This window comes from Nonomuraea sp. NPDC001684 (genome assembly GCF_053596515.1).
Genome location: NZ_JBSFGJ010000368.1, coordinates 1 through 9,378, shown reverse-complemented (window position 1 = coordinate 9,378; position 9,378 = coordinate 1). Strand labels below are relative to the sequence as shown.

The following is a 9,378-nucleotide window of genomic DNA, read 5'->3' as shown; positions in this document are numbered from 1 at the left end:
CGACGGGGGAGCCGGCCAGCTCCTTGATGCGGTCCTCCAGTGCCGAACGCTCGGCGCTGCCCGGCGCGTAGCCGAGCACGGGCTCGTTCACGGGGACGGGGACGTTGCTGATGGCATCCATTTACTTACCCCCAAGGGCACGAAGGAAGAAGGCGACGTTGGCGGGGCGCTCGGCCAGCCGGCGCATGAAGTAGCCGTACCAGTCGTCGCCGTAGGGGACGTACACGCGGACCGTGTGGCCGGCCCCGGCCAGGGCCTCCTGCCGGTCGGTCCGGATCCCGTAGAGCATCTGGAACTCGTGGTCGCCGAGCGTCCGGCCGAAGCGGTCGGCGAGCAGCTCGGTGATGGAGATCAGCCGGTCGTCGTGCGTGGCCACCATGGGGTAACCCTTCCCCGCCATGAGGATGCGCAGGCATCGCACGTACGCCTTGTCCACGGCCTGCTTGTCCTGGTGCGCGACCGAGGCGGGCTCGCGGTAGGCGCCCTTGACCAGCCGGACGCGCGAGCCCTCGTGGGCCAGGTCGCGGCAGTCGTCCTCGCTGCGGAACAGGTAGGCCTGGATCGCCACGCCGGTCGACGGGTAGTCCTCGCGCAGCTTGCGCAGGATGCCCAGCGTCGAGTCGACGGTGGTGTGGTCCTCCATGTCGAGCGTCACGGTCGAGCCGTTGGCCGCGGCGGCGGCGCAGATCTCGCGGGCGTGCTCCAGGGCCATGGCGTCGTCGAGCCGCTGCCCGACCGCCGACAACTTGACCGACACCTCGCCCCGGGTGCCGAGCTGGAGCGGCTTCAGCGCCTCCAGCAGCGTCACGTACGCCCGCGCCACGGTCTCGGCGGCGCGCGCGTCGCGCGTCTCCTCGCCGAGGTGGTCGACGGTCACGGCCAGGTTGGCGTCACGCAGCCGTTCGATGGCGTTCCGGGCCTCCTGGACGCTCTCGCCCGCGACGAACCGGTCCACCACCTTGCGGGTGAGCGGAAAGCCTGACACGGAACGGCGCACGACGCCGCTCCCGGAGGCGGCAAGGAGCAGTTGACCCAACATGCCTCAAGTCTAGAAAGCCCAGGTCAGAGGGGGCCATGAACGCGCGTAACGATCGATGTGGCAGGCTGTCATACAAATGCACAACACGTCCGACCTTCAGGAAATCGTCGACGAGATCGCCGCCACGCTCGGGGCGTCCGCGACGCTGGAGGACCGCTCGTTCCGGCTGCTCGCCTACGGCGCCCAGCACGGCGACATCGACACGGTCCGCCAGGAGTCGATCCTGCGCCGGCGCGCCACCGGCGAGGTGCGCGACTACTTCGAACGCTATGGCATCGCCAGGGCCGGCGGCCCGGTCCGGATCCCGGCCGACGCCGAGCTCAAGGTGCTGGCCCGGGTCTGCTGGCCGCTGCGGCACGGCGAGGTCACCTACGGCTACCTGTGGCTGCTGGACTCCGGCACCCTCGCCGACGAGGCGCTGCGCCGCGTCGCGCCGCTGGTCGCCAGGGCCGCCGCGGCGCTCGCCCAGGAGGCCAGGAGCCGCCAGGACCTCGGCCGCGGCCTGCTCGCCCTGCTCTCCGCCGACCCCGAGGAACGCGCCGCGGCCTCCATCGAGGTCCCCGGCCCGGTCACCGCGGTCGCCGTGCGCGAGTCCAGCGAGCGCGTGGCCGCCCTCTGGACGCTCCCGCGCGGCGTGCTGGCCCGCACCGGCTCGCCCGTCGCCCTGCTGGCCCCCGCCCACCTGGCCGGAGAGGTCGCCCAGACCCTGCAGAGCGCGTACGGCACCGCCGCCGGCATCGGCGCCCCCAGGAACGACCCGGCCGAGGCGTGGCAGAGCTGGCGCGAGGCCCGCCAGGCGCTGCGCATCGCCGAGCACTTCCCCCGGCACGCCCCCATCGCCCGCTGGCAGGACCTGGGCGTGCACCGCCTGCTGGCCCGCCTCGGCCGCGCCGACCTGCGCGAGCTGGCCGCCGAGACCGCCGCCCTCGACGCCGAGCTGGCCCAGACGCTGGAGGTCTACCTCGATCTCGGCGGCCACGCCCAGAAGACGGCCGCCGAGCTGGGCGTCCACCGCCAGACCCTCTACTACCGCCTGGGCAAGGCCGAACGCCTCCTGCACCGGGACCTGTCCGACGGCGACGACCGGCTGACCGTGCACCTCGGGCTGAAGGCGGCCAGGCTGCTGCCTCAGGACGGCCGGTAGACCTTCACCCAGTCCACGTACATCGACACCGTCGCGGGGGTGGAGGAGTCGCGGCAGCGTGGCTCGCACACCACGTCGTTCTGCAGCGCCAGGCCCATGCGGTCGCCGTCGGGCACGTACGGGCCGCGGTAGTCCCACACCTTCCTGCCGTCCAGCCAGAACGTCAGCCGGCCGGGCAGCCAGTCCACGGCGGCGGTGTGCCAGCGGGTGAAGTCGGCCCGCAGCTGCCGTTGCGCCCGGCCGCGCCCGCCGTGCACGAAGATGCCGCCGCCCTGCCGGCGCGGGTCCACGATCTCGGCGAAGTCGACCTCGGCGTAACCGTCGCCCTCGCTCTGGGTGGTGGGCCACAGCAGCGCGACCGGCGTGTAGCCGTTGCCCGCCTCGGCCCTGAACCGCACCTCCCACCTGCCGTAGCGCTGGGTGAGCCGGGTGGCCACGCCGCCGGACAGGTCCTTGCCGCCGTACCGGCCGCCCTTGAGGCGCAGCATCCCGTCCGCGACCGTGGCGGCCCGGCCCGTACGGGGGTTACGGGCCGCGTCCGGCGAGTGGTAGACCATCCATTTGCCCGTGTCGACCGAGGAGCCGTCGAAGTTCTCGACGAGGACGGGCGCGCCCCACCTCGACGTCTCCGCCTGTGCGCTCTGGGGCAGGGCGAGGGCCGTGATCAGCGCCGCCACCGCCGCCCGCTTCGAACCGCGAGTAGCCATGCGGACCATCGAAGCAAAGATCTCACTCTGGTAACAAGGGCCCCTTCCGGACAGGTTGGGCGCCGGCGGTCATGCCCGGGAACGGCGGGAGGCGGACGGCTTCCGCCGCCCGCCTCCCGCGCGGTCTCCGTCAGGCGCAGGCCGACTCGTAGACGCGGACCAGTTCCTGGCTCACGCGCTCCCAGGAGTAGCGCGAGCGCGCCCGGTCGGCGCCGGCGTACCCGAGCGCGGTGCGCAGCGTCGGGTCGCACAGGATCTCGCGGGCCAGCCGCGCGGTGCGCGCCGGCCGGTCCGGCGGGACCAGCAGGCCGGTCACGCCGTCGATCACGGAGTCGAGGTGGGCGCCCACGGCCGAGGCGATCACCGGCACGCCGCAGGCCATGGCCTCCAGCGCGACGACGCCCGTCGCGGCCTCGCGCGGCACCGACACCACGGCGTCCGCGCTGCGCATCAGCTTCGGCACCGAGGCCCGCTTGACCTGCCCCAGCAGCGTCACCCGGTCGGCGACGCCGAGCTGCTCGGCCAGGGCGCGCAGCCGGCGCGCGTCCCTGTCGTCGTCCAGTTCCTCGGGCTCGGGGCCGCCGGCGATGACCAGCTCGACGTCCGTCAGCCCCTGCAGCGCCCGCACCGCCGTGTACGCCCCGCGCTCGGGGGACAGCGGGCCGACGTGCAGCAGCCGCTTGCGGGCGCCCTTGGTGGCGATCGCCCCGCGCCGCTGGAAACGCTCGGTGTCCACACCGTGCGGCACGATCGCGATGTTCCCGCGCGGCACGCCCAGCCTGATCAACGCCGACTCCTCGTCGCCCGAGCCGGCGATGACCGCCTTGGCCCGGCGTCCGAGCGCCCGCTCCAGCTTCTGGTGCGCGGCGTCCACGGTGTGGAAGGTCTGCATGACCGGAACGTCCAACCCCTTGGCGCCCGCCACGGCGGCGAGCCCCCCGGTCCACGAGTGGGCGTGGATCACGTCCGGGCGCTCCTGGTTCCAGCGCTTCATGAGGTGCTCGCCCACGTCGTTCAGGTACGGCACGACGTCCTCGGGCGTGAGGTCCTTGGCCGGGCCCACGTCGATCTGCTCCAGAGTGACGCCCGGGGCCACCCGCGTCTTGGGCTTGCCCTCGGCGTCGTCACGGCGGGAGTAGATGGTGACGTGGTGTTCGCGGCCCAGCTCGCGCGCTACGGAGAGGATACGGTGGCGCTGGTTTCCCTTGGCGGACGCGACGATCGCAATATTCATGGCACACCTCAGCGTGGAAAAGCCTTCAAGGTGTGCCTGCGTCTTAGGCACGTTGTTCTACGGAAAGACAATACCCATGTTTAGCCGGATCGCAAACCCCCGCAGATCAGACACCCTTGAGGGCCAGGACGACGATCTCGTCCCACACCTGGCCGCCCGAGAAGGCGTGCCGGTCGGCCTCCACGGCCTTGACCACGGTGGCCGGTGACTGGCCCGCGCAACGGCCCAGCACGTCGGCCAGCCGCTCCTCGCCGTACGGCTCGCCGGCGTCGTTCCTGGAGGAGATCAGGCCCTCGGAGTAGAGCACCAGCGTCTCCCCGACGGAGACGGTCAGCTCCTGCACGCCCGTCTCGGCCTCGGGGGAGATGCCCATCGGCACGCCGCCGCCCGCCGCGAAGCGCACGTTGCCGTCGGGCTGCAGCAGCGCCGCCGGATGGTGACCGGCCGAGGAGAGCTGGATCGTCCGGCCCTTGACGAACCCCACGACGGCCATCACGAACATGCCCGTGCCCTGCGCCACCAGAGCCTCGTTGACCTTGCGCATCACCAGGTCGGGATGGGACTCCCAGGTGCTGAGCACCCGCAGCCCGCCGCGCACCATGGCGCTGACCGAGGCCGCCTCCTCGCCCTTGCCCGCCGCGCCGCCCAGGGCGAACCCCCAGCCGCCCGCGACCGGGAACACGTCGTAGAACTCCGCGCCCACCGACGCACCCGGATGGTAGACCGCAGACGCCTCGTAGCCGGGCACGTCGGGCAGGTTGCGCGGGGCCACGCTGGCCGACAGCGCGTCGGCGGCCCGCGAACGGCTCTGGAAGCTCGACTGGGCGCGCACGGCCAGGCCGAGCTGCATCCCGACGTCCTGCAGCACGCCGAGGTCGGCCAGCGAGAACGGCGGCCGGTCGTGCGTGCGCACCAGCGTCAGCACCCCGTCGGACTGCCCGATCGGCACCGACAGCAGCGAGCCGGCGCCCATCGCGGTCAGCAGCGGCCCGTCGGCGGTGAAGCCGAGCAGCGACTCGTCGTCGACCATCTCGTGCACCACGCCCGAGCCGCGTTCCAGCACCTGCATCACCACCTGGCTGCCGGCCGGGTCGGCCGACTCCACCAGCCGCACCAGGTCGCCCAGCGGGTGGTTCTTCGGCGCCACCACCACCGAACGCCGCGGCAGCCCGTCGCGCACCAGGTCGGCGATCACCCAGTCGGCCCACTCGGCCGCCAGCAGGCGCGTCGTCCGCGGCAGCGCCACCGGGCGCAGCAGCGCCTCCTCGTCCAGCAGCAGCCCGCCGACCCTGGCCAGCAGGTCCTGCCGCTTGGACGCGGCCAGCAGCAGCGCCCCGTCGGACTGCTCGGGCCGCCGCCCCCCGGGCTCGGGGAGCTGCACCTCGGTGGGCAGCGCCACGGCCGCCACCATCTGCTGCGGCTCGCCCGGCATCGTCACCCGCGTCAGCGCGAGCTGCACGGTGTGCGTCCGCCCCTGGTGCGCCAGCCGCGTCTCGAACGCCGACGGCTGCCCGGTCTGCAGCACCGAGTTCAGGTGCGAGCGGAACGCCGCCCGCCTGGAGACGTCCACCAGCAGCGGGAACGACCGCCCCACCAGGTAGCCGTCGGGGCTGCCGAGCACCCGCGAGGTCTCCGGGTTGATCCGCCGGACCACCCCGCCGCCGTCGAGCACGATCACCGGCACCGGGAAGGCCCGGAACACCTGGCGCAGCAGCTTCAGCTCCCGCTGGGTGCCGTCCTTCTTGCTCGCGGCGCGCTTGGGCGCCTTGCGCAGCGCCTCGCGCGCCTCGGCGAGCAACTCGGCGGCGGTGTCCAGTTCGGCCAGGGCCGCGTCGAGCGTGGGCGCGAGGTCGGTAGGGTAGGCGGTCCTCGCCTCACGCAAGGACGACACGCGTCCCGCCAGCGCGTCCAGAGCGTGTTCGAGGTCCGGCATGGTCATCCTTTGACGCTACGCCACCGGGGATAACGGTAGCCATAAGGGGTAGGGGCTTCTTGCTATGGAATCGACCGCGATGATCACTCCCGGGCTCGCCCGAGACCTGGCGGCGCTGGGGCGACTGGGTGAGGACACCTCCACGGAGAGCGTGTTGCGCGGCCTGACCACGGCGCTGGCGGCCGGTGTGCCCGGGTGCTCGGGCGGCTCGGCCGAACACTGGCGCGACCAGCGGGTGCTGGTCTCCGGCTCGCACAGCGAGCTGATCATGCTGGTCGAGGGCGAACGCGAACTCGGTGAGGGACCCTCCCTGGAGGCCCGCCAGAGCGGCGCCCGCGCGAGCGTGAGCGACGTGCTGAGCGACAGCCGCTGGCCCCGCTACAACGCACTGGCGACCCGCTGGGGGGTGCGTTCGGTACTGATCGTGCCCATCGAGGTGGCGCCGGCGCAGCTCATCGTCGGACTCTACTCCGTGCGCCCGGGTGCCTTCTCCCCGCAGGCCGCCCACTCGCTGGCCGACATGCTGACCGAGCAGGTCGGGGTGGCCATGGCGAACATGTGGGAGTTCGAGGAGGTGCGCACCGACGCCGCCCAGCTCCAGGAGGCCCTGGCCGGCCGGTCGGTCATCGACCAGGCCAAGGGCATCATCATGCAGACCAGCGGATGCACGGCCGAGGCCGCCTTCGAGGAGCTGCGCAGGATCTCGCAGCACCATCAGGTCAAGGTGGCCGATCTGGCCAGGCTGCTGGTGGAGGAGCACCAGCGCAAGTCGACGCGTCGCTCATAGGGCCTCAGCCGATGGCGGCCAGGGCGTCGTCGAGCGTGTCGTACAGCGGCAGACGCTGGGCCAGCCCGGTGATCCACATCACCTTCGACTTGGAGTACTCCACGCCGACCAGCGCGAACTTCGCACGTGAGGCCAGGCTCGTCTGCCAGTGATGGACGATCAGCCCGAGTGCCCGCGAATCCATGAACGTCACCCCGGCCAGATCGAGTATCAGGTCGGCTCCGGCCAGCGACAGGTAGTCGGCGAACTGCTCACGCGTCGTGGCGTCGAGCACACCGTCGACCTTGACGACGGTGATCTCGCCGACGGGCGATGACGTCAGGCTCAGGGCGGCCACGGGCCCCTCGCCGTTTTCGGGCATTGTCACGAAGCAACCCTACTGTCACCACGCGACCGAGGAATACTTCCCGCGGCAGGGGGGAGACTGGGACCGAAGTCCAGCAGAGGGCTTCCGTCTCGAGAGTAGAGCGAGGCGTGCCTCTGCCTGGGCTTTTCTGCTGGCGGAGGCCGCCCTGCGACCCATATGAGGAGCAGCGATGGCTGTGCAGGAGTACGTCCTCGAGGAGATGACCGCGGAAGAACTCCTGGCTGAGATGGTCAGGGAAGACACACCCGACAGCCACAGGGAACGGCTGCGCGAGCGCATCGTGGAGATGCACCGGCCACTGGCCATGGAAATCGCCAGGCGTTACCGATACCGGGGCGAACCTCTGGAGGACCTCCTCCAGGCCGCGTACGTCGGCCTGATGAAGGCCGTCAACGGCTTCGACCCGACCCTCGGCCACGCCTTCAGGGGCTACGCGGTCGTCACGATGACCGGTGAGGTCAAGCGGCACTTCCGCGACCGCACCTGGGCCATCCGGGTCCCGCGTCTCTACCAGGAGCGACGGTCCGAGCTCAACCGGCTCGTCGCCGACCTCAGCCAGGACCTCGGCAGGTCCCCGACCGTGGCCGAGCTGGCCGCGAAGATGAACATCTCGGAGGAGGACGTCCTGCTCACCCTCGACGCCTCGGCCGCGTACAGCACGCTGTCGCTCGACGCGCCGCTCGGCACCGACGACGACGCGGCCTCGCTCGGCGACGTCATCCCCGAGGACGACGACACGCTGAGCACCATGGTCGACCGCGAGGCCGTCAAGCCGCTCATCGACGCGCTGCCCAGCCGCGAGAAGCACATCCTGCTGCTGCGCTTCTTCGGCAACATGACGCAGGCCGAGATCGCCGCCGAGTTCGGCATCTCGCAGATGCACGTCTCACGGATTCTCCGTAAGGTACTCGACCAGCTCCGCAGTGAGCTGCTGGTCGGTTAGCCGCTGGCCGGCTGGTGAGAGAAAGGCGAGTCGCCGGGTGAACGAGGACGTCGAGCCTCAGTCGGGCTACACGAGCCCGCCACCCGGCGTGCCCGTGAAGGAGCTGCGCTTCCGCCTGCCGGACCTGCCGGAGGTCCGGCAGTTCGCCGAGGACGAGGCCCGCGCCGTGGGGATGCCCGAGGAGGCGGTCGGCGACTTCGTCATCGCGGTCAACGAGGTGGCGACCAACGCGGTCACGCACGGGGCCGACCGGGCGGCCATGCGGACCTGGGTGATCAGCGGGGACCTGGTGGTCGAGGTGCACGACGAGGGCTTCTGGAAGCCGGGGCCGCTGCCGGGGGCGGTGGGGGGGATGGGGTTGTGGGTGGCGCGGCTGCTGTCCTCTGATTTCACGTTGCGGGTGGGGAGCGGGGGGAGCACCGTGATCATGAGGTTTCCCGGTAAGGGGTGATCCTCGGGGAAGCCGGCTTCGGCGCCTGGCCCGGGTGCGCTGGGCCTGTCTTCGTCGATCTCGGCGTTGACTCTTCTTCATTCCGCTCTGCCCCGGGTCCGCCCCGATTTTTCTGGATATTTAGCCCTATTTAGTTCTTTGGGGTGTTTCGGGTGGGAGGCCGGTCGGCCTCCCACCCTGACCGCGCGTTCAGCGGCTGCTCAGCGGCGGCTGCGGCCGCGCCAGTGGCCGGTCCCGCCGCGGATGCTCGCCGTGCCGACGCCTGCCTGATGCAGGGCCAGCAAGGTCAGCCCCAGCAGGACGAACGTCATGCCGGAGATCCCGCCGATCTTCACACCCACGAGGTCGAGCAGGAAGCCCAACCCGAAGATGATCGCTGCGACGACTGCGAGCATGCCGATCACCTCCTCGTTTCAGCGGACAGATTGTGCGTGGACAGCGCCAGCAGCCGCTCCAGGACGTTGCGGTAGTCGCGGAACGCCTGACGCAGGTCCTCGGTGTCGGGGGAGTCGACGTCCTTCCAGCGTTCGCGCAGAGCGCCGGTACGGCTGGTGAGAGAGTTGGTCAGCGACTCCACCACCTCGCCGACCAGGCCGTCCGCGCGCTGGATCGCCTCGGCGGGGTCGTCCACGAAGGAGGCCTGGACGTCCCGCCAGCGGGCCTGCACCTCGGCGGGGTCCTGGTCGAACAGGGCGACCTCCAGAGGGGCCGCGTGAGAGGGAACGTCATCGACCGGAGCGCCCTCGACGGGCGCTCCCTGGACGGGCGCTCCC

General features: G+C 71.5%; 10 protein-coding genes and 1 pseudogene. 4 read left to right on the top strand and 7 right to left on the bottom strand.

Translation table 11 applies throughout. The features are described 5' to 3' along the window. Nucleotides 1-121 precede the first annotated feature (121 nt). Nucleotides 122-1,039, bottom strand: a complete 918-nt coding sequence (locus ACWCSD_RS39960) for a proline dehydrogenase family protein (RefSeq protein ID WP_449922672.1) — start codon at nucleotides 1,037-1,039, stop codon at nucleotides 122-124. Nucleotides 1,040-1,115: 76 nt separating this feature from the next. Here ACWCSD_RS39960 and ACWCSD_RS39955 point away from each other — a divergent pair, with 76 nt between their 5' ends. After that, nucleotides 1,116-2,183 carry a PucR family transcriptional regulator gene (locus tag ACWCSD_RS39955; protein ID WP_397166232.1) on the top strand — a complete coding sequence of 356 codons (1,068 nt, stop codon included), beginning with the start codon at nucleotides 1,116-1,118 and terminating at the stop codon, nucleotides 2,181-2,183. On the opposite strand, the gene ACWCSD_RS39950 is transcribed toward ACWCSD_RS39955, so the two are convergent. The 3 genes from ACWCSD_RS39950 to ACWCSD_RS39940 all read right to left on the bottom strand — a co-directional run bounded on the left by ACWCSD_RS39950 (nucleotide 2,168) and on the right by ACWCSD_RS39940 (nucleotide 6,063). Then, on the bottom strand, nucleotides 2,168-2,890 hold the full coding sequence (locus ACWCSD_RS39950) for a glycoside hydrolase family 16 protein (RefSeq protein ID WP_449922670.1): 723 nt from the start codon (nucleotides 2,888-2,890) through the stop codon (nucleotides 2,168-2,170). The two genes, ACWCSD_RS39955 and ACWCSD_RS39950, sit on opposite strands and share 16 nt — an antisense overlap. A gap of 130 nt (nucleotides 2,891-3,020) precedes the next feature. Continuing rightward, the gene (locus tag ACWCSD_RS39945; RefSeq protein ID WP_352358118.1) at nucleotides 3,021-4,124 is read right to left on the bottom strand and encodes a glycosyltransferase; all 1,104 of its coding nucleotides are present in this window, start codon (nucleotides 4,122-4,124) and stop codon (nucleotides 3,021-3,023) included. A gap of 106 nt (nucleotides 4,125-4,230) precedes the next feature. Further along, nucleotides 4,231-6,063, bottom strand: a complete 1,833-nt coding sequence (locus tag ACWCSD_RS39940) for a SpoIIE family protein phosphatase (RefSeq protein WP_358293691.1) — start codon at nucleotides 6,061-6,063, stop codon at nucleotides 4,231-4,233. Nucleotides 6,064-6,121: 58 nt separating this feature from the next. Between ACWCSD_RS39940 and ACWCSD_RS39935 the strand changes: the two genes are divergently transcribed. Continuing rightward, a complete protein-coding gene (locus tag ACWCSD_RS39935; RefSeq protein ID WP_352358114.1) occupies nucleotides 6,122-6,844 on the top strand; it encodes an ANTAR domain-containing response regulator in 723 nt (240 codons plus the stop codon). 4 nt (nucleotides 6,845-6,848) lie between these two features. Here the strand turns inward: ACWCSD_RS39935 and ACWCSD_RS39930 are convergent, their stop codons facing one another. Further along, on the bottom strand, nucleotides 6,849-7,205 hold the full coding sequence (locus tag ACWCSD_RS39930; RefSeq protein ID WP_358294288.1) for an STAS domain-containing protein: 357 nt from the start codon (nucleotides 7,203-7,205) through the stop codon (nucleotides 6,849-6,851). 175 nt (nucleotides 7,206-7,380) lie between these two features. Between ACWCSD_RS39930 and ACWCSD_RS39925 the strand changes: the two genes are divergently transcribed. Next, a complete protein-coding gene (locus ACWCSD_RS39925) occupies nucleotides 7,381-8,154 on the top strand; it encodes a SigB/SigF/SigG family RNA polymerase sigma factor (RefSeq protein ID WP_352330971.1) in 774 nt (257 codons plus the stop codon). Nucleotides 8,155-8,191: 37 nt separating this feature from the next. Then, on the top strand, nucleotides 8,192-8,605 hold the full coding sequence (locus ACWCSD_RS39920) for an ATP-binding protein (RefSeq protein WP_352330973.1): 414 nt from the start codon (nucleotides 8,192-8,194) through the stop codon (nucleotides 8,603-8,605). A 200-nt stretch (nucleotides 8,606-8,805) separates the two neighbouring features. On the opposite strand, the gene ACWCSD_RS39915 is transcribed toward ACWCSD_RS39920, so the two are convergent. Together ACWCSD_RS39915 and ACWCSD_RS39910 are read right to left on the bottom strand one after the other, a co-directional pair. Next, nucleotides 8,806-9,000: a hypothetical protein gene (locus tag ACWCSD_RS39915; protein ID WP_358293688.1), complete on the bottom strand. Its 195-nt coding sequence runs from the start codon at nucleotides 8,998-9,000 to the stop codon at nucleotides 8,806-8,808. A gap of 5 nt (nucleotides 9,001-9,005) precedes the next feature. Continuing rightward, nucleotides 9,006-9,378, bottom strand: a pseudogene (locus ACWCSD_RS39910) (hypothetical protein); the annotation flags it as partial.